General features: G+C 66.3%; 2 protein-coding genes. Both read right to left on the reverse strand.

Annotated features, from left to right (window positions below):
• Positions 1–378 (reverse strand): amidohydrolase family protein (locus tag AC1VAN_RS22855; protein WP_480986870.1); only part of this gene is annotated, 378 nt, incomplete at its 3' end.
• 254 nt (positions 379–632) lie between these two features.
• Positions 633–1,018: elongation factor P (locus AC1VAN_RS22860; RefSeq protein ID WP_480986871.1), on the reverse strand; the 386-nt coding region annotated here is incomplete at its 5' end.

Below are 1,018 nucleotides of genomic sequence, written 5' to 3' on the forward strand. Positions count from 1 at the left end.
CAGCATCTCGGCGATGGCACGGGTGGTGCCGTCGGCCACGAATTCGGGACCGATCACCGCCGCTTCCACCGGCCAGATGTGCTGCTGCAGCCAGGTCATCAGCGGCAGGTCGTCGGCGACGCCGCGCAGCAGGGTCATCGGGTTGTGCGTATGTGCGTTGACCAGGCCCGGCATCAGCGCCGCCTCTGGGCGGCTGACAACCTGGGTGGCGCGGAACCGCGCACGCGCTTCGGCGCGCGGCAGGATGGCCACGATCTCGCTGCCACGGATGGCCACGGCATGATCTTCCAGCACCACCGCATGCGGCTCGATCGGAACGACATAACCGGCTTCGATGAGCAGGTCGCAGGCTTCGGGGAGGTGCGGGCTATCGCTCATGCGGGCTCACTGGCTGGGGGAAGGACCATACGTAGCCTTGGCTCCGACCTGGCGACTGATCACCGGTCAAACGGCTACCGCTGGGCTTCTGGAAGGCAAGCCCCTGAGTCAGGGGCGGCCGCGAAGCGGCGGGGTGTGGATGCTGGTGAGTGGGGGCCCACGATCCGCCATGGCGGATCGTGGGAGCGCCAGCGCGAATGCGATGGCGCGTACCCGGCCAGCGGCCGGCACTACCGTAATCCGGCTGCGCCGGATTACTTGACGCGCGAGGAGTACTCGCCCGAACGGGTGTCGACCTTGATGATTTCATCCTGGTTGACGAACAGCGGAACGCGCACCACGGCGCCGGTTTCCAGGGTGGCCGGCTTGCCGCCGCCGCCCGAGGTGTCACCGCGGACGCCCGGATCGGTCTCGGTGATCTTCAGTTCAACGAAATTCGGCGGCTGCACGAAGATCGGCGAACCGTTGAACAGGGTCACGATGCAGGACTCCTCGCCCTTCAGCCACTTCTCGGCGCCGCCCATGCCGGCCTTGTCGGCCTGCACCTGCTCGAAGGTCTCCGGGTCCATGAAATGCCAGTACTCGCCGTCGCTGTACATGTAGTCCATGTTGGTATCGACCACATCGGCCACTTCCACGT

Source organism: Stenotrophomonas sp. 05L44_2 (assembly GCF_056665995.1).